Below are 22,530 nucleotides of genomic sequence, written 5' to 3'. Positions count from 1 at the left end.
TTTTTCGTTAGTATCGTTGTTTTACAATCGGTTCTACGGCTGTTGAAGTTAATTATTTTCTCAGTGATAGCAGAAAAGAGTATATTTGAATACAGTTTTTCTCAAGGTTATAAAGATCTTTAATAGAAAGACAACAGCAGTAAAGATTCAGCAAAGAAAAGTAATACAAATGGTCGATGTATGAGAAAAAAGATTATGGTCAAATACATCTAACTTTAAAGTTCGACAACTTTAAGATAGGATCTAACAATGCAAGTAGCACTAAATTATCCACAAGTTACAGTTGTGTCTCCCTGTGGCACAATCAACGCCGCCAACGCTTTAGAATTTGAACGCGATTTAACCAAAGCGTTGACAGAAGATGAAACCAGCATATTGCTAGTAGATTTAAATCAAGTAGAATCATTAGACAGCGCCGGCTTGATGGCATTAGTATCTGCACTCAAGCTGGCGCAAAATTTAAGTAAGGGTTTTAGCCTTTGTTCCGTATCTCCATCATTGAAGATTATATTTGAACTAACCCAGTTAGATCGGGTATTTGAAATACATGAAAGTAAAGCAGCATTTGAGGCTAGTTGTCTGAACTTGAATCAGAGGCTAGTGTTGGCGTAGAAGTCGAGTGAGGGGAATCCTCTGATTTCTGTGCTCAAAAATGCTAAGGTTGGAGGTGAGAAGACGAAATTAAAGTAGAGAAAAGAAGCACACAGTGGCTGTTGCAGTAGAAAAATTAATCACACCGGATATTTTAAAGCCGGCTCGTTACCTGGGTAACGAGCTGTTGGCTGTTCACAAGCCTTGGGATACGGCAACAATACGTTGGGTATTAACTTACCCAGAGGTATATGAAGTTGGCGCAGCTAATCTAGGGCATGTCATTCTCTATAACATCTTAAATACTCAACCGCGTTCGTTATGCGATCGCGCTTACCTCCCGGCTCCAGACTTGGCAGCAAAACTCAGGGCAACCAATACACCCTTGTTTGCTGTAGAGTCTAAGCGATCACTTTGTGAGTTTGATATTTTAGGTTTTAGCCTCAGTTACGAACTCGGTGCAACCAACATTTTAGAAATGTTGGATTTGGCTGGTATTCCTTTGACTTGGAAGGAGAGGGAAGTAGGGGAGAAGGGGAGTAGGGGAGTGGGGGAGAATCAAGAGTTACTCCCGACTTACCCTTTGATTTTTGCAGGAGGGCAAACAGCGACATCTAACCCTGAACCTTATGCTGACTTTTTCGACTTCATCGTTTTGGGCGATGGAGAAGAGGTACTTCCAGAAATTGGTTTAGTTTTGGAGGAAGGTAAACTTGCCCGATTGAGTCGCCAAAAACTTTTGCTGGATTTGGCACAAATACCAGGCGTTTACGTTCCTCAGTTTTACGATATGAAACCCCCCTCTGGAGAGGTTCAACCGAATCGCCCAGATGTACCAAAACGAATTTTGCGGCGAGTTGCTACCCCTATGCCAGCATACTCCATTGGCTTGGTTCCTTACATTGAACCAGTACATGACCGTCTGACAATTGAAATTCGGCGTGGCTGTACCAGGGGTTGTCGCTTTTGTCAACCAGGAATGCTGACACGCCCAGCTAGGGATGTGGAACCAGACAAGGTGGTTCAAGCGATCGCCCAAGGAATGCAAAAGACAGGTTATAATGAGTTCTCTTTACTGTCTCTGAGTTGTTCTGATTATCTATCTCTACCAGCAGTAGGGATGGAAATCAAAAACCGCTTAAAAAATGAAAATATTACCCTCTCTCTACCCAGTCAACGAGTAGATAGATTTGACGAAAATATTGCTAATATCCTTGGTGGTACTAGAATGGGGGGAATCACCTTTGCCCCAGAAGCAGGAACCCAAAGGATGCGGGATATCGTCAATAAAGGTTTGACGAATGAGGAATTACTGCGCGGTGTGAAAACAGCCAGCGAAAAAGGTTGGGATAAAATTAAGTTGTATTTCATGATTGGTTTGCCAGGAGAAACCGATTTGGATGTACTGGGCATCGCGGAAACAGTAAACTGGTTACAGCGTGAATGTCAGGTAGAAGGCAGAAAATCACTGTCATTTAACTTGACAATTTCTAACTTTACCCCTAAGCCTCATACGCCATTTCAGTGGCATTCGGTTTCCACAGCAGAATTTAAGCGTAAGCAGCATTTACTGCGTCAAGCATTCCGCCGCAATAAACGAGTTCATGTGAATTTCACTGATGTCCGAATTTCGGCAATGGAAGATTTTGTTGGTAGAGGCACGCGCTCACTCGCTCCCGTGTTACGTCGTGCTTGGGAGTTGGGCGCTGGCATGGATTCCTGGTTTGAAAATGTCGAACAAGCTTTTAATGCTTGGGGACAAGCAATTGCCGAAGCTGGTTTAGATTGGAAATACCGCCAAATCGAAAACGGTGAATGGAATTCAGATGATCTCCCTCTCCCCTGGGACCACATTAACACGGGAATTGATAAAAAGTGGCTGCAAGAAGAGTTGCAAAACGCTCTAAAAGCTGCTACGATACCAGACTGTTCTTTTGCCGAATGTTCTCATTGCGGAGTGTGTGGTACTGATTTTGGTCACAATGTTGTGATTGAGTCACCACCAATTCCTCAATTTGCAGGTGAATTTGTCCCAAACACCACTAAAGCACTGAGGCTACGGGTTAAGTTTGGTAAACTGGGCAATATGGCTTTGGTAAGTCACCTGGATCTGATGCGTCTGTTTGATCGAGCAGCGCGACGGGCAGGATTACCAGTAGCTTTTACTGGTGGTTTTCATCCCACTCCCCGTATTTCCATCGCCAGTGCTTTGCCACTAGGAGCAACAAGCAGTGGTGAAATTGTAGATTTTGAGTTAACTCAAGCAATTGATGAAGAAAATTTCACCAAAAAGCTGACGTTTGCTCTACCCCCAGACATTCCTGTATATGATGTTCAAGTAGTGGATGTATCAGCTCCTGGTGCGGCGACGCATTTAGTAGCAGCAGAGTACCTGGTTACTGTGAGTTGTTCACAATCGGCAACAAAAGTAGACTGGCAGGCTGGGATTGATACAATAAAATCATCATCTGAGATTTGGATGGAACACACAACTAAATCAGGCAAAACGCAGCAGGTAAATCTGCGCGAGCGCCTATTTGAGTTGGACTTAATAGAAATTAACACAAGCTCCCTATGGGAAACAGCTATCCTAAAATATGTGGGTAGCTGTCGCCAAGACGGCACAGTGTTGCGTCCCGAACAAATTCTGTTTATGCTAGAACAAGTGGTAAGCGCAGAATTTCATCTGTTGCACATCCATCGCAATCAGTTAATGTTGGGGATTTAAATTAGGGAGGGCAACTTACCTTGTGGTTGTCCTCTAGTGGCACATTAAAAGAATTGATTTTTCACAAGGTTGCGTTAGAATGGGATGAAGAGAAATTTTCTGGCGCTGCGTTGAGTGATTCTGATTCATAGCCCTGTTACCCAGGGTGTGAGAGCCAAGATATAAGAGTGAATTTCTAGGACTTTATCGAAAGATTTGCAAAAAGTAGATAAAAGAACACTCTTTTTTATATAGCTACTTCGTGAATCAGTAACCAACAAAAAGCTCCAAGAGACAACTCTTTGTCTATGCTTTAAATCTAAACCTTGACGAAGGTAAGGGCTAATAGCTCAATTCTGTGAAAACGGATTTAAAGAGTTATTAAGCTCTCAGCCCCAAAATTGATTTATGGGGAGCTAAAGAGTGATTTTTAATATCAGCCAAGAGTGCAGCTTGTAGGGTGAGAGGAATAAAAACCCGGAAGCAACTTTGTGCTGCCAATTTTTGAGGAAATTGAATGCCGAAACAGATAATTATAGCAGAACAGCATCAAATTGCTGCAGTTTTTTCCGAGGACCAAATACAAGAACTAGTTGTTGCTACGGGTCATCACCAAATTGGTGATATATATTTAGGAGTAGTAGAAAACGTACTACCTGGGATAGATGCAGCATTTGTTAACATAGGTGATCCAGAACGGAATGGCTTCATTCATGTCACGGACTTGGGACCTCTCAGACTGAGGCGTACAGCCGCCGCAATTACTGAATTATTGACACCACAACAAAAAGTGTTGGTGCAAGTAATGAAAGAGCCAACAGGTACTAAGGGACCAAGGCTCACAGGTAACATTACGTTACCGGGAAGATACGTAGTGCTGATGCCTTATGGAAGAGGTGTAAATTTATCACGTCGAATCAAAAGTGAAAGCGAACGTAATCGCTTAAGAGCTTTGGCGATTTTGATTAAACCAGCAGGCATGGGCTTGTTGGTACGCACCGAAGCTGAGGGTAAACAAGAAGAAACGATCATAGAAGATTTAGAAGCGCTGCAAAAGCAATGGGAAATTATCCAGCAAGAAGCGCAATCAACCCGCGCCCCAGCATTACTCAATAGAGATGATGATTTTATCCAGCGCGTACTACGAGATATGTATGGCGCAGATGTAAATCGGATTGTGGTAGATTCCAGTACTGGTTTGAAGCGGGTGAAACAGTATTTGCAGAACTGGAGTGGGGGACAAACACCACAAGGGTTATTGATCGATCATCACCGCGATCGCATGGCAATTCTGGAATACTTCCGAATAAATGCGGCGATTAGAGAAGCCCTCAGACCAAGAGTAGATCTACCCAGTGGTGGCTACATCATTATCCAACCAACAGAGGCATTAACGGTAATCGATGTCAACTCCGGTTCGTTTACGCGATCGGCAACAGCAAGAGAAACGGTTTTGTGGACAAACTGCGAAGCCGCCACAGAAATTGCACGTCAATTGCGCTTACGTAATATTGCTGGAGTGATTGTCGTAGATTTCATTGATATGGAATTGCGGCGTGATCAATTACACGTCCTTGAACACTTCAACAAATCTCTCAAAGCCGACAAAGCCCGCCCTCAAATTGCTCAACTAACCGAACTAGGTTTAGTCGAACTAACTCGGAAACGTCAAGGTCAAAATATTTACGAATTATTTGGTCAAACTTGCCCCACGTGTGGCGGTAATGGGCATATCGTTCATCTGCCTGGAGAAACAGAACACAAATTGCCGACACCAACAGAATTACCAGAGCGTTTTGTGTCTGTACCGCAGAAAGAACCGCGTTTACCAGTAGTTCGGTCAACTGAACCACGAGAACCTTACGAGCAATACGGGGAATATGAGGCAGAAACACCAGAAGAGAATGCTCTGAATTTACTCAATCATCCCAGTTATCAAGAACTTGGTCGTGGTGGAAAGCGCCGTACCCGTCACAGTACTCGCTTGGCTAATGGCGGTAATGGTATTTCAGAGCCAAGAGTGGGTCATAATCCGATCGGTTATGTAAATGAGCCAGATTTGGATTTTGATGAACCAGAACTAGATCCAATCTCAGAACATCCCTCACCAAGCATTAACAAAGTTTCTTGGACTGAGAGAACAGAGCGTGCTAAACCTACTAAGATCGAGCCGATTAAGCCAGTAGTAGAACCGCCGGAAATTGTCACTGTAGAAATGCCTTCCGAGGAACAAGATGTTTATGCCTTAATGGGTGTTTCTCCACTGATAAAGTTAAACCGGGAGGTGAAAAACCCTAAATCTGTAATTATCAATGTTACAGGACCAGGACAAGCGCCAACTACACCAATTGAATCGCCCAGAGAAACAACTACAGCTACCATTACATCTCCAATTAGAAACCAAGAAGAAACATTTGAGCCAGAAGAAGAAGAAGAACCGATATTCACGCCACCTGTAACTCAACCACCAGTTGCTCCTGTAGCAATGGATGACAGCGAAAGCAGAGAAGCTAAGCGTCGTGTTCGCCGTCGTTCTTCTGCTGTAGAAAATACGTAAACGCAGAAAGTAACGAAATGCTTATGGTCAAAACAGAGCAACTGAGCGCAGTTAAAACGCCAACATCTGTAAATTCACACAGTTGGCTAGAATTATCTGCGCCGCATGATCAAGGACTAGTTGCAGGCGTAGATGAAGTAGGGCGAGGCGCTCTGTTTGGTCCTGTAGTTGCAGCAGCCGTGATACTGCCAGAGTGTGCTTTATTGGATCTAGCAGCGTCTGGCATTAAAGACAGTAAACAGCTTAAGAGTCAAAGAAGATCTCAGCTAGCGCAACTCATTTGTGCGCTAGCTGTAGACTGGAAAATTGGTTTTGCCACATTAGCGGAAATAGACTCAATCAATATTTTGCAGGCTTCACTCTTAGCAATGAAGCGGGCTGTTCTTAAATTAAAAGTACAGCCTGCTATATGTCTAATTGACGGTAATCAATTGGTCAAAGATTTGCCAGTACCACAACAAACTATTGTTAAGGGAGACTCGCTTTCGCTTTCGATCGCCTCCGCCAGCATTGTGGCTAAAGTTTGGCGTGATGATTTGGTGCTTCGTCTGGCAGCTAAGTACCCGATGTACGACTTGGAACGTAATAAAGGTTATGGAAGTCCTCGTCATTTAGCAGCACTACAAAAGTACGGTCCCTCGCCGTTACATCGTCAATCTTTTGGTCCGTGTCGTGTAGAGACGTTTGACCAGAATATCGTGTAGAGACGTTCCGCCGGAACGTCTCTACTCTGGATTTAGGATTGGTAAATCTGTTGTTTTATCCTTCATGGTTTCTGCTGTTTGTGAAATTACCCAATGGCGATAATCTACTAGGAGTTGATGCAGTAATCTTTGCTTAATTGTTAATAGGACGCTTTTGAGCAAACCGTTACCAGTCGCTTCTAAAATTGGTTTGGGTGTCAAGGTTATAGGCATAGGCAGATCTACTTGCACAACTAAATCAGCTTTTCCTTTTAAATAAGTATTATTACTTGACTCACAAGCAGATAAATACCCTTTTAAAGTCAGCGAAAAGCGTTGATTAATATATTCGACACCAAGTATTTCACAACCAATCGATTGTAAATACACTGTTCCATTTAATTCTGCCCATACTCTCATGTCTACAGTAGGTTGAATACTGAGAGACATAAAGTTTAATGGACGCATTTTTAAGCGAAAAACTTCAGCAGAAAGTTGTTGGATGCGGCTGGGGTCAACTAAAGCATTAACTAAACGTTGCGGCTGCCGCAGGTAGTGCTGAATGGGAATAGGCTGATCGGGAACAGGAATGTCAACAGATAGGGAGGAAGTAAACTTGGTTGTCATAAAGGAATAAAATATCTAATTCCTATATTTTAATCTTTTTTAAAGATTTTCTTTACTACCGTAGAAGTACATAAGTTTAATATTTTAAAAAATACTATACACAACCCTATGACCACACTCATTGCACATCTAGGACCTCCTGGTACTTATGCAGAACAAGCTGCTAATTTATACCTAAATTGGCTAAATAAAAATTCAGGCTTAGAAGCTGTTTTATGTCCTTATCCCAGTATTGCTCAATCACTACGAGCGGTAGCAAAAGATCAAGCACAGTTAGCTGTTGTCCCAGTGGAAAATTCTATTGAAGGCAGTGTAACTATGACATTGGATACACTTTGGGAGTTGGATAGTTTACACATTCGCCAAGCGTTGATAATACCTATTGCCCATACCTTAATTTCTTGCGCTCAGAGTTTAGAGGATGTCAAAATTGTCTATTCCCATCCCCAAGCTTTAGCACAATGTCAAAGATGGTTGGAACGGTTTCTTCCTCATGTACAGTTAATTCCTAGTAACTCTACAACTGAATCACTACTGCTACTGGAGCAAGATTTGAAAGTAGCGGCAATCTCATCTCAAAGAGCGGCACAACTATATAATTTGCCTGTACTTGCTACTGGTATTAATGATTATGCGGAAAACCGTACTCGTTTCTTAGTGGTTAGTAAAGACGCAATTTGTCGAGACGTTACATGTGGAGACGCGATTAATCGCGTCTCTACAGCACCTGCCAGTCATACCTCATTAGCGTTTAGTTTGCCTGCCAATGTCCCGGGTGCGTTGGTAACACCACTACAAATTTTTGCTAAATTGGGTATTAATCTTAGCAAAATAGAATCTCGCCCAACTAAGCGATCGCTCGGAGAATACTTATTTTTTATTGATGCGGAAACAGATGTAAATGAAGCACAAATGCAATCTGCTCTTAGCGAATTAAGAGTTCATACAGAAGTCTTAAAAATATTTGGCAGTTATAGTGTTTTACCCATGTAGAGACGCGCCATGGCGCGTCTCTACTAATTCAAGGTATCTTTAAGAACAGTACGAGCCGCCAAGTGATTACGAGTAGAAGTTAATATTTCGGCTTCTCGTTCCAAGCGAGCGTTCGTATCTTGTAGCTCTAGTAATGCTTGCTGCTCTGAGGCAACACCATAAAGTTTACTTGCTACCCAGTAAGAGAGTTCTATGGGTAAATCTGGCAAGTCTTCTGGCAGTTCAATTTCTTCTTCTGTTAACTTAGCTGAAAGACGCACAACATCCCGTAGGAGTTGTTCTAGGTTTGTTGCTACTGGACGTAGATCTTTATGTGGTGGTTCATCTTCGATCCATTCTACCAAACCCACGTAGTATGGTTTTTCACGCACATACTCTAAAATGCGAAACCTTTGCTGTCCTAAAGTTAACATCTTTAATCTGTCATCAGGCAGCCTTTGATAATGAATAATTTCTGCGCAGCATCCAACGTTAGCAATTGTACCTTTATGTGGATCTACCATCACAACTCCGAACCTGCGATCGCTTTCCAAGATTGTGTTCATCATAATTCGATAGCGAGGTTCAAATATATGCAGGGGCAATGGTCTCGTTGGAAATAGAACTACTTCCGATAACGGGAACAATGGTAGTTCGCGTACTGCAATTCGAGAATAAGATGTCATTGTTTCCTTTGTATAAATTTACTCAATAAAGATGTTTATTCTCTGATTTTCCCGTAATATATTTTCATTCTATCCTAAAAGTTTTCTACCTAATAAAAAGCCCTGAGATATATTTTTTCTCAGGGCTTTGTTAATATTGTGACAATTAAAATTTTTGCTAACAGTTAACTATCAGACGAATGTACAGACGTTCCGCTGGAACGTCTCTACGACAACTTCTTACAGCTTAACTTCAATATCTACACCTGATGGTAGATCTAATTTCATCAAGGCGTCAATAGTTTTAGAAGAAGGCTGATAGATGTCAATAATGCGACGATGAGTACGGGTTTCAAAATGTTCGCGGGAATCCTTATCTACGTGTGGCGATCGCAACACGCAGTAGATGCGGCGTTTTGTTGGTAAGGGAATTGGACCAATTGCTGTAGCGTTAGTACGGTTAGCAGTATCTACAATCTTCTCGCAAGATGTATCAAGTAAGCGGCGGTCAAAAGCTTGTAAGCGAATTCTAATTTTTTGCTGCTGTAGCGTTGCCATTTCTTTAATTTTCCTGGTACAGATGAGTTGTGGTCAGACAAAAGAGCAGAGAGGTATTATACCATCTCTGCTCCCATTAATTTAGGGTGAAAAGATGTTATTTGACTATTTTAGCAACGACACCAGCACCGATGGTACGGCCACCTTCACGGATAGCGAAGCGCATTCCTTGCTCAATCGCAATCGGGTTGATCAATTCCACGGTCATCTTAATACGGTCTCCGGGCATCACCATTTCTGCTTCAGAGCCATCGTCAGCGGTGAAGGCTTTGATAGTACCAGTTACATCTGTTGTACGCACGTAGAACTGAGGACGGTAGCCGGGGAAGAAAGGAGTCTTACGACCACCTTCTTTTTCGGTGAGAACGTACACTTCACCTTCAAATTGTGTATGAGGGGTAATAGAGCCTGGTTTAGCAAGTACCATACCCCGTTCAATATCAGCTTTCTGGATACCACGCAGCAGTAGTCCGGCGTTGTCACCTGCCATCCCTTCATCAAGACTCTTCTTAAACATCTCGATCCCGGTTACGGTGGTAGCGCGAGTATCTCTGATACCTACAAGTTCCACGTTATCGCCGATTTTAACTTTACCCCGTTCAATACGTCCTGTAGCTACAGTACCACGACCTGTAATGGAGAACACGTCTTCCACCGCCATGAGGAAGGGCTTATCCACATCACGTTCTGGTGTGGGGATGTAGGAATCTACAGCATCCATCAACTCGTAAATTTTATCTACCCACTTATCTTCACCCCGCTGTGTTTTGGGGTTAGCGGTCATTTTTTCCAACGCTTGCAAACCAGAACCGATGACTACAGGAATGTCATCACCAGGAAAATCATAGCTAGATAGGAGTTCGCGAACTTCTAGTTCTACCAACTCTAGCAGTTCTGCATCGTCCACCATGTCTTCTTTGTTCAAGAAGACTACCAGGTTAGGAACGCCGACCTGCTTTGCTAGTAGAATGTGTTCGCGGGTTTGGGGCATAGGACCATCTGCTGCTGAAACCACCAGGATGCCACCATCCATCTGAGCCGCACCGGTGATCATGTTTTTCACATAGTCAGCGTGTCCGGGGCAATCTACGTGAGCATAGTGCCGATTGTCGGTTTCATACTCTACGTGAGCGGTATTGATGGTAATACCCCGTGCCTTTTCTTCTGGTGCGTTATCGATTTGGTCGTATGCCCGAGCTACCGCTCTACCCTGAGCTGCCAAGGTCATGGTAATGGCTGCTGTCAACGTGGTTTTACCGTGGTCAACGTGGCCAATCGTACCGATATTAACGTGGGGTTTATTCCTTTCAAACTTTGCGCGTGCCATTAATACTGATTTCCTTTTTTAATTATGCGTTCCCTTTGCTTTTAGCGATGATAGCCTCAGCCACGTTGCGAGGTACTTCTTCGTAGTTGCTAAACTCCATCGAGAAGATGCCTCGTCCTTGGGTTTTCGACCGAATGTCAGTAGCGTAGCCAAACATTTCTGCCAATGGGACTTTAGCAGTTACTTTGGCTAGCCCCTGCTCTGATCCCATACCCTCAATTTGCCCACGACGGGAATTGAGGTCGCCCATAACATCCCCAAGGAAGTTTTCGGGAACTTCCACCTCAACTTTCATCATAGGCTCTAACAGTACGGGTGAAGCTTTCATCACTGCCTCTTTCATCGCCATTGAGCCAGCGATTTTGAAAGCCATTTCTGAAGAGTCTACTTCATGGTAAGACCCATCAATCAAGGTTGCTTTGACATCAATCAGTGGATATCCAGCTAAAACACCTGTTTCACAGCTTTCTTTCATTCCTGCTTCTGCTGGGGAGATGTACTCTTTAGGTACAGTACCACCAACAATTTTGGAAACGAATTCAAAGCCTGTGCCTGGTTCTCCTGGTTCCAAGTCAATCACAACGTGACCATACTGACCTTTACCACCACTTTGACGGATAAATTTACCTTCTACTCTGTTGACGGGCTTACGAATTGTTTCGCGGTAAGCTACTTGCGGCGCACCGACATTCGCTTCCACTTTAAATTCTCGTAACATCCTGTCTACCAGAATTTCCAGGTGTAACTCTCCCATCCCTGCAATTACAGTTTGGTTAGTTTCCGGATCGACGTGAACACGGAAGGTAGGATCTTCTTCGGACAGAGATTGCAGAGCCTTGGATAGTTTGTCCATGTCGTTCTTGGTTTTGGGTTCTACCGCTACCGAGATGACTGGCTCTGGAATGTATAGAGATTCGAGAATCACTGGTGAGTTTTCATCACACAAAGTGTCGCCTGTTAGGGTATCTTTCAATCCCAAAGCGGCTCCCAAATCACCTGCTCTTAGTTCATCAACGTCGATCCGATCGTCCGCTTTCAAAACTACTAAACGAGAGATCCGTTCTTTCTTGTCCTTGGTGGCGTTGTAGACATAGCTACCTTTTTTCAGCACACCAGAATAAACACGAACGAAGGTCAAGCGACCATATGGATCTGCCATAATTTTGAATGCCAGCGCCGACAGTGGTTCATTGTCGTCTGCACGGCGTTCCACAGCTTCGCCATTGCGCAGTGTACCTTGAATTGGCGGTACTTCACTTGGTGCTGGTAGGTAATCTACTACAGCATCTAATAGTAGCTGCACACCTTTATTTTTGAAGGCAGAACCACAAAGCATTGGCACAATAGTACCAGCGACTGCGCCTTTGCGTAGAGCTGTGCTGACTTCTGCTTCGGTTAGTTCTTCTCCCTCGAAGTACTTGTTCATCAAGTCATCTGAGGTTTCTGCTACCGCCTCTACTAATTTGACGCGGTACTCATCCACCAAAGCCTGCATTTCTTCGGGGATTTCTGTATCTTGAATGTCTGTTCCTTGATCGTTGGTGTAGATGTATGCTCGCATCCGCACCAAATCCACAATTCCCTTAAATTCGGTTTCACTACCAATTGGCAGTTGAATGGGTACGGCATTTGTCCGCAGGCGATCGCGTACTTGCTCGTAAACTTTATAAAAGTTTGCTCCTGTGCGATCCATCTTGTTCACAAACACGATGCGTGGCACTTTATAGCGATCTGCTTGACGCCATACCGTTTCTGTTTGGGGCTGTACACCACCTACAGAACATAGAACTGTGATTACCCCATCCAACACCCGCATAGAACGTTCCACTTCAATTGTGAAGTCTACGTGTCCTGGAGTATCGATAATGTTAATTTGATGATCTTTCCAACTGGTACTAATGGCAGCAGCAGTAATGGTTATTCCCCGCTCCCGCTCCTGTTCCATCCAGTCGGTTACTGCGGTTCCTTCATGAACCTCACCAATCTTATGAATAATTCCAGAGTAGAACAGTATTCTCTCTGTTGTAGTTGTTTTGCCCGCATCTATATGCGCCGCAATTCCGATATTGCGTACTTTCTCTAGCGGGTTAGTACGTGCCACAGCTGCCTCCTATTAGTTTTTGGCTCATGATATCTTGTATATTACACTTTGTTAAAGTTGTTATACTTTTACGGAAAACCGTCAGGTGTTTGTATATGCCTCTGGCGTTATATGTGGAGACGTTCCGGCGGAACGTCTCTACAAATATTAATAGCGATAATGTGCAAATGCTTTGTTTGCTTCTGCCATCCGGTGCGTTTCTTCCCGCTTACGAATAGCACTTCCAGATTCATTGGCTGCATCCATTAATTCATTTGCCAGTCTACTCGCCATTGTACGACCTGGACGTTGTCTAGAGAACTGTACTAGCCAACGTAGCGCTAGGGTTGTACCCCTTTCTGTACGCACTTCCATTGGTACTTGGTAAGTTGCTCCACCCACACGACGGGCTTTAACTTCTACTAGAGGCGTTGCATTGCGCACTGCTCTTTCAAAAGTTTCCATCGGATCGTTACCAGTCCGTTCGCCAATTGTTTTCATGGCATCATAAACAATCCTTGTTGCCAAAGATTTTTTTCCATGACGCATGATTCTGCGAATGATCATGCTAATCAAGCGACTATTATATACAGAGTCAGGCGGAATAGGGCGCCTTTGAACAATACCACGACGAGACATACTTAACCCTTACTTTGCTTTGAAACGTTATGACAATTTGTACAACTGCCCCGCCGGGGCAACTCCACATCGATCAGCTTTTCCAAATTTAACCTAAATTTTTTTCTGCTTGCTGTCTGCTGAAAGTAATTGCACTCCTTCCGACACAGACACAATTAACCGAGCGGACTTGCTCGATTAATTACGCTTGCTTACTGCTTGGCTTTGGGACGCTTAGTTCCATATTTGGAACGTCCTTGCTTACGGTCTTTGACTCCGGCTGTATCTAATGTGCCACGGATGATGTGATATCTCACGCCGGGTAAATCCTTAACCCTACCGCCGCGAATCATTACTACTGAGTGTTCTTGGAGGTTGTGACCGATACCTGGAATATAAGCCGTAACTTCAAATCCAGATGTCAATCTTACCCTTGCTACTTTGCGCAGAGCTGAGTTAGGCTTTTTCGGTGTTGTTGTGTATACCCTAGTACATACCCCTCTACGTTGAGGGCATTGCTTTAGAGCTGGGGACTTGGTTTTCTGACGCGCTAGTTCGCGCTCACTACGTATTAGTTGCTGTATGGTTGGCATGAGTTACAGCCATTGCTGCTTGTTGTCTAAGTTTTAACAAATCCTAATTATAGCTCTTATAGTTGATTTTTGTCAAACTTTTATGTCATAATGGAAAATGAATTGCCACAACTACAATTAGCGTGGGCAATGGGGTTATTAAAACGAAAACCACCGCCCATCAAGTCCTCAGAATAGTCCAAGAGTAGACCATCAAGGTAATTCAAACTTTCTGGATCTATAATCACCTGAAGACCATGACAATCAAAAATTTGGTCGTCAGTTGCGATCGCCGCATCAAAAGACATATCGTAAAACCATCCAGCACAGCCGCCTGGTTTAACAGCCAATCGAAACAAAACGTTTTCCGGCTGCTTTAATTTTAATCGCCCAATCTCTTTTGCGGCTTCTGGACTCAGTTTGAGCATAGAAATTTTCAAGTAAGGAAACACCCTATTTTAATATGTTAAAGGGAAGTATGTAGCTGGCGTGCAATACGCCCACACCAAGCTTATGTGGGGATAATCAAACAAAGCCTGCGTAGGCAGGCTTTGTACGTCTAGCGACACCCTTCTAGGGTGTCGAATTTTCGATATTGACGAGCTACGATTTTTTTCCTTCGGTACGAGCGTAGTCATCTTGGTAGCGGATAATATCATCTTCGCCAAGGTATTCGCCATTTTGTACTTCAATCAATACCAAGGGAATCACACCAGGATTCTCGAGACGATGTGCTGTACATTGGGGTACATAGGTTGATTGATTATTTTTGAGTAGTACTTCTGAATCACCACAAACTACCCTAGCTGTACCAGAAACAACAATCCAGTGTTCGCTGCGGTGATGGTGCATTTGTAGGCTGAGGCGATGCCCAGGTTTAACTTCGATGCGCTTAATTTTGTATCCCCGTCCTTCTTCCAAAACTGTAAAAGAACCCCAAGGACGTAGTTCTGTAGCAGCAATGCCTTTGGGTGTAACATTTGAGGGTAGGGGCAATGTGTTAATTTGTGTTGCTTCTTGAATTTGAGCCATAGTTACCTCGTTTTAGTAAAGATTTCGATGCACTTAAGACACTGAGTAATCTGATCAATTGATGAAAAATATGGCGTGATGTTGCAACCGTGAGAACTAGCAATTTATGCCACCTCTGCCCAACATAACACTCATCACATACTATGGTGTAATCAATTACTAATAAAAATGCCTTGTCTATACAAAGTCTTCATCAAAGCTAGGGTAACTATTAAGTAAACTTCAAAATTATTTCTGTTGTAGGAATATACCGATCGCGTTATGAATACGAGCAGCAGTACTGGGAAAACGATCAAGTAGTTGTCCTCCCAAGTAAAGGCTAGTAGAACTACCACCGTCTAAATTTAAGGCATTGATACATCCCAATTGCTGCATTAGTTGTGCGTGTTCTGCTAAATTTGGCCCTGCACCACCAACACGGTTATGTACAGCAGCAATAATGAGATTTCCTGCTCCAGTTGTACAAATACCGCTACGAATGGCTTTTTGAGTAATAAAAGCATTGTTGAATTTTTCGCCTTTGCCATCAAGGACAATTTGACGATTGAGAAGTAACACTGGTCCTGCGCCCAATATATGAGGGTAACGGCTAAAATCAGATGGATTGGTAGTACTGACAATGCGCACAGAAGAGCCTATAGGCATGTTTATACCAGTGGTGTTACCACGCAGTGTGAGCAGGTAGCCATTTGGTGGAATGGGAATAGTCGTTTCACCTGCCTTACCCCCTGGTAACTGATTGGTAACTTGGTTTTTTTGTACCACAAAGATAATTTCGTTGTCAGTTAGAGGAGTGTAAGTTACTCCCCAACTAGGAGTATAACGGGCAAGGCCACTTTGAACGTAGCCGCTATTGAGATTTGAAATCGGCAGTTGTAAATTATTTGCCCCAATTAAAGTTTCTTGCCAGACTAAACGGGCAATGTAAAACTGTCCTGCATCATTCCAAGCGATCGCCCCTCGATTTAAAATCGGACTTGACAACCATTGTCCATCGCGACGAATTGCTCCCAAAGGTAAGCGATTGTTCCGATTAAAATAACCACCGTTAATTGCGGCGTAAGCCCCTGTTTTTTGTGCAGTTTGAATTATTGGTGCTGTTCCTACCAAAGTATCTTCTTGCGTCCAAATCGGTTTCAACTTTAGTCCAGAAGTACGAGGATTAATTTCTAACCACACCACCGCAAAGCGTTCCTGATTTAAGGTACGATACTGCTGTTGCCAACGTAATCCCGATGCCCAGGTGATTGAACGTTGTACTAGAGTATCCGCTCGAATATCAATGATGAGGCGATTGGGGTTGGCTAAACTACTGACGCGAACAGACAAACCAACCGGAACCGAAAGATGAATAATTGTTTGGTTGTTGATTACCTGTACCTGTTTAATTAGGTAGAGACGTTCCGCCGGAACGTCTGTAAGCGGATTATAGCGTTGAAGCACTGAAGGATCGGCTATACCATCTATGGAGATCGCCCAATCTTTCCGTGGTACTGAAAACCCCCCCTCATTCTCCGACTCCCCGACTCCCCTGCTCCCCTGTTGACTAACTTGCCAAGATACTGGACGATCTAAGGTTACGACTATGCTACTCAAATCTTGCTTATTATCATTGATGTCCACCACTTTGGCAGTTGGAGTAGAAATTACTAAGGTATCGCCATATACTTGTAGTTGCCATGCTGCTGTTTGTGTTAAAGGAGAAATATCTAAATAGCGATATCCACCAGCCAATATACTTGCTAATAGTACGGAACTTTGAGGTGATGAAAACCACTTTACTTGTTGTTGGTTTGGATGATTGCTGTCGAGTAAATCTACCCCCATTAATTGGCTAATTACTCCATCACTCAGATAAGTTTTTAAAGAAGCATTTGTAGTCCGACGAACAAGCCAAGCCCCAGAGTAAGTGCGACCATTGAGAGAAATTTGATTACCTGCGGATATTACTCCCGATACAGAATATTCCTTCTGGTTAGTTTCTGCTAATAGTTTTGTGCTACTATTAGTATAAGTAGTCACAATTAAACACAGTACTAGCGAAAGTACTGCTAATCCCATAACTTTGATCAACTTACTCTTGCCTCGTGAAGCAAAAGTACTTTGATACTGTTGTTGCCAATTATGTATTTTCATTGAAATTTGTTGAGAAATGCGTAACAACGATCGCTTGAAAGCCGCGTTAACTGAATTTTTTGGACAATATCAAAGATTTATGACCTAAGTTTTGAACTATAACGTGATAATGTATATAAAGAATCTTTGCTTGTTGTAAAAATAAACAAAAAAATTTATCATTAATCCTACCTAGTAAGTCAAAAGAATTTCAATGGGTTCGTAGTAGCGCTAAGTGCGCACTTAGCACCACTAAAAACAAAGACGAATATTGTCAAATTGTACTTAATGTAATACTCTGGCTTTATTGGGAAATCGGAATAAATATTTTTGTAATTTAAATTGAGTTTTTTAGGTGAGTCTAGACGGCGAAAATCTCGAACTTAGCTTTTCATCAGGGAAAAAAATTGGCACAGAAAGCAAGACACGAATAAAAAATGCGTAAGACAAAAGTGATTTGTCTGACTCAGCATAAACACATAAAAAATACAAGGCTAATTTTAACACGGGTGAAACAGATGTGCAGCCCGACGTTAAAATTTTTTTTCCCTAAATTTTGGCTATTCTTTTTTCTCTTCAGTAGCAAAATTGCTAACTTCACAACGTCAGGGATGGTATATGAATCACAAACGGATGCATCAAGAACAGACAACAGATAGTATTGAACAAGGGCAGAGGTGGTTAGTAGAAGAAAGAGACGCTTGTGGTGTGGGTTTTATCGCCCATTACCAAAACATTGCCAGCCATAAAATTGTCGCCAGAGCCTTGGTAGCTTTATCTTGCTTAGAGCACAGAGGTGGTTGTAGTGCGGATCAAGACTCAGGAGATGGCGCAGGTATATTGAGCGCAATTCCTTGGGATTTGTTCCAACAAGATTTAGCGGCACAGGGAATACAACTATCCGCAACAGAAAACGTAGCTGTGGGTATGTTATTTTTACCTCAAGACCCAGAAGCTGCGCAAAAAGCTAGGGCAACAGTTGAGCAAGTAGCAAGTAGCGAAAATTTAACTGTACTGGGCTGGCGAGTAGTACCAGTGCAGTCTAATATATTAGGGGTACAAGCGAGAGAAAATCAACCCCAGATTGAGCAAGTTTTTGTCGCCGCACAAGATAAAAGTGGTGAGGAATTAGAACGACATCTGTATATCACTCGTCGTCGCATTGGTAAAGCTTTCCGTGATTTGCTCAACAGCGATTGGTCAGAAGAATTTTACATCTGCTCTTTCTCACACCGTACAATTGTCTACAAAGGCATGGTGCGATCGGCAGTATTAGGAGACTTTTACCAGGATTTAAAAAATCCTCTGTATAAAAGTGCTTTTGCTGTTTATCATCGCCGCTTTAGTACTAACACCCTGCCCAAATGGCCTTTAGCTCAACCAATGCGGCTTTTAGGTCATAATGGTGAAATTAATACCGTGTTGGGTAACATCAACTGGATGATGGCACGAGAAGCAAGTGTTAGTCATCCGGTGTGGGGAGAGCGCTTGGATGAACTCAAACCATTTGTTCATGTTAATAATAGTGACTCAGCTACACTAGATAACGTGTTTGAGTTACTCGTGCGCTCTGGACGCAGTCATGAAGAAGCTTTAATGATTATGGTTCCAGAGGCATACCAAAATCAACCTTCTTTACGTGATTACCCAGAAATTATAGATTTCTACGAATACTATAGCGGGTTACAAGAAGCTTGGGACGGACCGGCGCTTTTGGTGTTCGGCGATGGGCAAAAAGTTGGCGCAACATTAGATCGCAATGGTTTAAGACCAGCCCGTTATGTTATTACTAAAGATGGTTACATTGTGGTAGCTTCAGAAGCAGGTGTGGTAGACTTTGCTGAAGCTGACATCCTTGAGAAGGGTAGGCTCGGACCAGGGCAAATGATTGCCGTGGATTTAGAAACCCATGAAATACTGAAGAATTGGGAAATTAAGCAGCGTGTGGCAGCGAAGCTACCATACGGGGAATGGTTGAGCGAGTACTGTCAGGAACTTAATTCGTCATTGGTTATCAGTCATTCGTCATTAGAAAACGGCAACGGACAAAGGACAATTGACAAAGGACAATTGACAATTGACAGACAAACCTTGCTGCGTCAACAAATCGCCTTTGGCTACACCGGGGAAGATGTGGAAATGGTGATTCAGCCAATGGCGATAGAAGGTAAAGAGCCAACTTTCTGTATGGGTGATGATATTCCTTTAGCTGTACTGTCAGGAAAACCCCATCTACTGTATGACTATTTCAAACAGCGCTTTGCTCAAGTAACTAACCCGGCGATTGATCCTTTACGGGAAAGTTTGGTGATGTCGCTGACTGTTACATTGGGTGAACGGGGTAATTTGTTGCTTCCTTTGCCAGAATATGCTAAGAAAATTAAGTTAGCATCGCCGCTGGTTTTTAGTAAGGATTTGTCGGCTATTAAGCATTCAGGTTTTGCTACGGCACAATTGTCAACTTTGTTTGAAATTGCTAATGGTCCAGAAGGGTTGAAAGCTGCTGTAGAGTATTTGCAGGCACAAGCAGCGGAATCAGTACGGGCGGGTGCGAAGATTTTGATATTGAGCGATAGGAACCCCCCTACCCAACGCCAGACGCCTCTGTCGGGAAACCCGGATGCAGCGCTGGCTCCCCTTATCAAGGGGGGTACTGAAGGCGAGGGAATTGGTACTGAGTATACTTATATTCCACCGTTGTTGGCTGTGGGTGCTGTACACCACCACTTGATTCGTGAGGGATTGCGAATGAAGGTGTCTTTGGTTGTGGATACGGCTCAATGTTGGAGTACTCATCATTTTGCTTGTTTGATTGGTTATGGTGCGGCGGCAGTATGTCCTTATATGGCGCTGGAAACTGTGCGTGATTGGTGGCAAGATCCGAAAACTCAGCAGTTCATGGAGCGGGGTAAAATTACTGCCATGAGTTTAGAGCAAGCTTTTACTAACTATCGCAAAGCGGTGGAAGGTGGTTTGCTCAAAATTCTCTCGAAGATGGGAATTTCTCTGCTTTCGAGTTACCAAGGAGCGCAAATTTTTGAAGCGATTGGCATTGGTAAGGATTTATTGGATTTGGGATTCTATGGCACTATTTCCCGTGTCGGCGGCATTAGTACAAAAGAACTAGCACAAGAAGTACTTTCGATCCACAGTAAGGCTTTCCCAGAATTAACGACGAAGAAGTTAGAAAATTTGGGCTTTGTTAATTACCGTCCTGGGGGCGAGTATCATATGAACAGCCCAGAATTGGCGAAGGCTTTGCATAAAGCTGTGGATGGGAAGAAATACGATCACTATGAAGTATACAAGAAGTATTTGGAAAATAGACCAGTAACGGCTTTACGCGATTTGCTGGATTTACAAAGCGATCGCTCACCCATTCCAATTGAAGAAGTGGAACCAGTCAGCGAGATTGTGAAGCGTTTCTGTACTGGGGGAATGTCCTTAGGAGCGTTGTCGCGAGAAGCACACGAAACTCTGGCGATCGCCATGAACCGCATTGGGGGTAAATCTAACTCGGGTGAAGGTGGCGAAGATCCAGTACGTTATCAAGTCTTAGATGATGTGGATAGTTCTGGTTACTCGCCCACTTTGCCCCATTTAAAAGGTTTGCGCAATGGCGATCGAGCAACTAGTGCAATTAAGCAAGTTGCATCGGGGCGCTTTGGTGTCACACCAGAGTACTTGATGAGCGCAAAACAAATTGAAATCAAAATCGCTCAAGGGGCAAAACCAGGAGAAGGTGGGCAACTACCAGGGAAAAAGGTTAGCCCCTACATTGCCATGTTGCGGCGCTCCAAACCTGGTGTCACCTTAATTTCACCACCACCGCACCACGATATCTATTCTATAGAAGACTTGGCGCAGTTAATCTTTGACTTGCACCAAATCAACCCCCAAGCACAGGTATCAGTGAAGCTAGTAGCGGAAATTGGCATCGGTACCATTGCTGCTGGTGTAGCAAAAGCTAACGCTGATATTATCCAAATTTCCGGTCATGATGGTGGTACAGGCGCATCACCGCTGTCATCAATTAAACATGCAGGTTCACCGTGGGAACTGGGATTAACCGAAGTGCATCGCTTGTTGATGAAAAATAGTTTGCGCGATCGCGTAATATTGCGTGTAGATGGTGGCTTCAAGAGTGGTTGGGATGTGGTAATGGGTGCCTTGATGGGCGCAGAAGAATTTGGCTTTGGCTCCATCGCGATGATTGCCGAAGGTTGTATCATGGCACGAATTTGCCACACCAACAACTGTCCAGTAGGTGTCGCCTCTCAAAAAGAAGAACTGCGCGAGCGGTTTAAAGGCATCCCCGAACACGTCGTCAACTTCTTCTACTTCATAGCTGAAGAAGTACGTAGTCTGTTAGCAAAACTTGGTTATCGTCAGTTGTCAGATATAATGGGGCGTGCTGACTTGTTGAAAATGCGTGAGGACGTACATTTAACCAAGACACAATCACTCAACCTTGACTGCTTAGTTCAGCTACCAGATACTAGAGAAAACCGCAGTTGGCTACAGCACGAACAAGTCCACAGTAACGGCGCAGTTTTAGACGATCAATTACTTGCCGATCCCGACATTCAAGCAGCGATTAGTAACCATTCTACTGTTACCAAGACTTGGAAAGTTGTCAATACCGATAGAACAATTGGCACTCGTTTAGCTGGGGTAATTGCATCTAAGTACGGCGATAACGGCTTTGAAGGGCAAATTAACCTCCACTTCAAAGGCAGTGTAGGACAAAGTTTTGGTGCATTCAATCTCCCAGGAATGATTTTGACACTAGAAGGAGAAGCCAACGACTACGTGGGTAAGGGGATGAATGGTGGGGAAATTATCATCAAACCATGTCATAAAGCTACTTATGACCCAGCACAAAATGTGATCATTGGCAATACCTGTCTCTACGGAGCTACTGGAGGTGTCTTGTTTGCTAACGGTTTAGCTGGAGAACGCTTTGCTGTGCGTAATTCCAAAGGAATGGCGGTAATTGAAGGAGCCGGGGATCATTGCTGTGAATACATGACTGGCGGTGTGGTTGTTGTCTTGGGTAAAGTAGGACGCAATGTAGCAGCAGGGATGACTGGTGGACTTGCTTACTTCTTAGATGAAGATGGTGGGTTTCCTGAGTTAGTCAACCGCGATGTTAAATTTCAAAGGGTAATTACCAAGGCAGGAGAACAGCAACTGCATGATTTAATTAAAGTTCATGGGGAACGTACTGGTTCATCAAAAGCTAAGATGATCCTGCAATCTTGGCAAGAGTTTTTACCCAAATTCTGGCAACTAGTTCCACCTTCTGAGGTTGATAGTCCAGAGGTAAATCCCCAAGCTGTAGAAGAAAAACAGCTTGTGAGTCCTTAGTCGTTAACTAATTAAATAAGAACCACAGATGGACACAGATAAACACAGATGAAACT

Annotated in this window: 16 protein-coding genes; 6 read left to right on the top strand and 10 right to left on the bottom strand. The window is 43.4% G+C overall.

Annotation, left to right across the window (positions count from 1 at the left end; all coding sequences use genetic code 11):
• Positions 1-249 precede the first annotated feature (249 nt).
• From ICL16_RS23395 to ICL16_RS23380, 4 genes are all read left to right on the top strand, one after another.
• Complete coding sequence (locus tag ICL16_RS23395; protein WP_190832536.1) at positions 250-612, top strand: STAS domain-containing protein; 363 nt, start codon at positions 250-252, stop codon at positions 610-612.
• A 94-nt stretch (positions 613-706) separates the two neighbouring features.
• Positions 707-3,319, top strand: a complete 2,613-nt coding sequence (locus tag ICL16_RS23390; protein ID WP_190832534.1) for a TIGR03960 family B12-binding radical SAM protein — start codon at positions 707-709, stop codon at positions 3,317-3,319.
• Between the two features lie 496 nt (positions 3,320-3,815).
• Positions 3,816-5,855 (top strand): ribonuclease E, encoded by a 2,040-nt coding sequence (gene rne, locus ICL16_RS23385; protein ID WP_190832532.1) that lies wholly within the window; start codon positions 3,816-3,818, stop codon positions 5,853-5,855.
• 23 nt (positions 5,856-5,878) lie between these two features.
• Positions 5,879-6,559 carry a ribonuclease HII gene (locus ICL16_RS23380; RefSeq protein ID WP_190832529.1) on the top strand — a complete coding sequence of 227 codons (681 nt, stop codon included), beginning with the start codon at positions 5,879-5,881 and terminating at the stop codon, positions 6,557-6,559.
• 21 nt (positions 6,560-6,580) lie between these two features.
• Here the strand turns inward: ICL16_RS23380 and ICL16_RS23375 are convergent, their stop codons facing one another.
• Positions 6,581-7,165 (bottom strand): DUF1997 domain-containing protein, encoded by a 585-nt coding sequence (locus tag ICL16_RS23375; protein ID WP_190832526.1) that lies wholly within the window; start codon positions 7,163-7,165, stop codon positions 6,581-6,583.
• A 108-nt stretch (positions 7,166-7,273) separates the two neighbouring features.
• On the opposite strand from ICL16_RS23375, the gene pheA reads away from it, so the two are divergent.
• Positions 7,274-8,158 (top strand): prephenate dehydratase, encoded by an 885-nt coding sequence (gene pheA, locus ICL16_RS23370; protein ID WP_190832524.1) that lies wholly within the window; start codon positions 7,274-7,276, stop codon positions 8,156-8,158.
• A gap of 23 nt (positions 8,159-8,181) precedes the next feature.
• Here pheA and ICL16_RS23365 read toward each other — a convergent pair whose 3' ends face one another.
• From ICL16_RS23365 to ICL16_RS23325, 9 genes are all read right to left on the bottom strand, one after another.
• The gene (locus tag ICL16_RS23365; protein ID WP_190832522.1) at positions 8,182-8,823 is read right to left on the bottom strand and encodes an LON peptidase substrate-binding domain-containing protein; all 642 of its coding nucleotides are present in this window, start codon (positions 8,821-8,823) and stop codon (positions 8,182-8,184) included.
• Between the two features lie 219 nt (positions 8,824-9,042).
• Complete coding sequence (gene rpsJ, locus ICL16_RS23360) at positions 9,043-9,360, bottom strand: 30S ribosomal protein S10 (RefSeq protein ID WP_008232935.1); 318 nt, start codon at positions 9,358-9,360, stop codon at positions 9,043-9,045.
• Between the two features lie 97 nt (positions 9,361-9,457).
• Positions 9,458-10,687 carry an elongation factor Tu gene (gene tuf, locus ICL16_RS23355; protein WP_190832519.1) on the bottom strand — a complete coding sequence of 410 codons (1,230 nt, stop codon included), beginning with the start codon at positions 10,685-10,687 and terminating at the stop codon, positions 9,458-9,460.
• 22 nt (positions 10,688-10,709) lie between these two features.
• On the bottom strand, positions 10,710-12,788 hold the full coding sequence (fusA, locus tag ICL16_RS23350; RefSeq protein WP_190832517.1) for an elongation factor G: 2,079 nt from the start codon (positions 12,786-12,788) through the stop codon (positions 10,710-10,712).
• A 147-nt stretch (positions 12,789-12,935) separates the two neighbouring features.
• Entirely contained in the window at positions 12,936-13,406 is a 471-nt protein-coding gene (rpsG, locus tag ICL16_RS23345; RefSeq protein WP_190832515.1) for a 30S ribosomal protein S7, read from the bottom strand.
• 191 nt (positions 13,407-13,597) lie between these two features.
• The gene (gene rpsL, locus ICL16_RS23340) at positions 13,598-13,978 is read right to left on the bottom strand and encodes a 30S ribosomal protein S12 (protein ID WP_190832513.1); all 381 of its coding nucleotides are present in this window, start codon (positions 13,976-13,978) and stop codon (positions 13,598-13,600) included.
• A gap of 80 nt (positions 13,979-14,058) precedes the next feature.
• Entirely contained in the window at positions 14,059-14,385 is a 327-nt protein-coding gene (locus tag ICL16_RS23335; protein ID WP_190832511.1) for a HesB/IscA family protein, read from the bottom strand.
• A 175-nt stretch (positions 14,386-14,560) separates the two neighbouring features.
• Positions 14,561-14,989 carry a phosphomannose isomerase type II C-terminal cupin domain gene (locus tag ICL16_RS23330; protein WP_190832508.1) on the bottom strand — a complete coding sequence of 143 codons (429 nt, stop codon included), beginning with the start codon at positions 14,987-14,989 and terminating at the stop codon, positions 14,561-14,563.
• Positions 14,990-15,217: 228 nt separating this feature from the next.
• Positions 15,218-17,125 carry a phosphodiester glycosidase family protein gene (locus ICL16_RS23325; RefSeq protein ID WP_190832506.1) on the bottom strand — a complete coding sequence of 636 codons (1,908 nt, stop codon included), beginning with the start codon at positions 17,123-17,125 and terminating at the stop codon, positions 15,218-15,220.
• Between the two features lie 597 nt (positions 17,126-17,722).
• On the opposite strand from ICL16_RS23325, the gene ICL16_RS23320 reads away from it, so the two are divergent.
• Positions 17,723-22,474, top strand: coding sequence for a glutamate synthase-related protein (locus ICL16_RS23320; RefSeq protein WP_190832504.1), 4,752 nt, complete (start codon positions 17,723-17,725; stop codon positions 22,472-22,474).
• Positions 22,475-22,530 lie beyond the last annotated feature (56 nt).

This window comes from Iningainema tapete BLCC-T55 (assembly GCF_014698965.1).
In the GTDB taxonomy this organism is placed as follows: Bacteria; Cyanobacteriota; Cyanobacteriia; order Cyanobacteriales; family Nostocaceae; genus Iningainema; species Iningainema tapete.
Note: the sequence above shows the minus strand (reverse complement) of the source record. Positions and strands in the feature narration are given on the sequence as shown.

What these genes read in the sequence shown, in the direction of transcription:
- pheA (WP_190832524.1), top strand. Translation starts at nt 7,274, where the DNA reads ATGACCACACTCATTGCACATCTAGGACCTCCTGGTACTTATGCAGAA.
- rpsJ (WP_008232935.1), bottom strand. Translation starts at nt 9,360, where the DNA reads ATGGCAACGCTACAGCAGCAAAAAATTAGAATTCGCTTACAAGCTTTT.
- ICL16_RS23330 (WP_190832508.1), bottom strand. Translation starts at nt 14,989, where the DNA reads ATGGCTCAAATTCAAGAAGCAACACAAATTAACACATTGCCCCTACCC.
- ICL16_RS23365 (WP_190832522.1), bottom strand. Translation starts at nt 8,823, where the DNA reads ATGACATCTTATTCTCGAATTGCAGTACGCGAACTACCATTGTTCCCG.
- ICL16_RS23375 (WP_190832526.1), bottom strand. Translation starts at nt 7,165, where the DNA reads ATGACAACCAAGTTTACTTCCTCCCTATCTGTTGACATTCCTGTTCCC.
- rne (WP_190832532.1), top strand. Translation starts at nt 3,816, where the DNA reads ATGCCGAAACAGATAATTATAGCAGAACAGCATCAAATTGCTGCAGTT.
- tuf (WP_190832519.1), bottom strand. Translation starts at nt 10,687, where the DNA reads ATGGCACGCGCAAAGTTTGAAAGGAATAAACCCCACGTTAATATCGGT.
- ICL16_RS23380 (WP_190832529.1), top strand. Translation starts at nt 5,879, where the DNA reads ATGGTCAAAACAGAGCAACTGAGCGCAGTTAAAACGCCAACATCTGTA.
- ICL16_RS23395 (WP_190832536.1), top strand. Translation starts at nt 250, where the DNA reads ATGCAAGTAGCACTAAATTATCCACAAGTTACAGTTGTGTCTCCCTGT.
- rpsG (WP_190832515.1), bottom strand. Translation starts at nt 13,406, where the DNA reads ATGTCTCGTCGTGGTATTGTTCAAAGGCGCCCTATTCCGCCTGACTCT.
- ICL16_RS23325 (WP_190832506.1), bottom strand. Translation starts at nt 17,125, where the DNA reads ATGAAAATACATAATTGGCAACAACAGTATCAAAGTACTTTTGCTTCA.
- ICL16_RS23320 (WP_190832504.1), top strand. Translation starts at nt 17,723, where the DNA reads ATGAATCACAAACGGATGCATCAAGAACAGACAACAGATAGTATTGAA.
- ICL16_RS23335 (WP_190832511.1), bottom strand. Translation starts at nt 14,385, where the DNA reads ATGCTCAAACTGAGTCCAGAAGCCGCAAAAGAGATTGGGCGATTAAAA.
- rpsL (WP_190832513.1), bottom strand. Translation starts at nt 13,978, where the DNA reads ATGCCAACCATACAGCAACTAATACGTAGTGAGCGCGAACTAGCGCGT.